We start from the raw sequence: 255 nt of genomic DNA, 5'->3' as shown, positions 1-255 counted from the left end.
TGGCCAAGGGCACGGTCCCCGCCGGCCAGAACGTCACCGGCAACGTCAACACCGCCGTCAACGGCGAGTACGGCAAGATCGTCCTCAAGGCCGACGGCACCTACACCTACGAGCTGAACAACAACGACCCGCGCGTGAACGCGCTGCTCGATGGACAGCAGCTCAAGGACACCTTCACCTACACGATCCGTGATGCCGACGGCGACGTCAGCACCACCACCATCACCGTCACCATCAACGGCCACACCGATGGCG

1 protein-coding gene is annotated in these 255 nt (G+C 63.9%); it reads left to right on the top strand.

Translation table 11 applies throughout. The features are described from left to right. The coding region (locus tag IB259_RS30905) for a VCBS domain-containing protein (protein WP_192331059.1) at window positions 1–255 on the top strand (255 nt) is incomplete at both ends.

This window comes from Achromobacter sp. ACM04, from assembly GCF_014851465.1.
Classification (GTDB): domain Bacteria; phylum Pseudomonadota; class Gammaproteobacteria; order Burkholderiales; family Burkholderiaceae_B; genus Achromobacter; species Achromobacter aegrifaciens.
The sequence above is the reverse complement of the archived record's forward strand: the minus strand, read 5'-3'. Positions and strand labels throughout refer to the sequence as shown.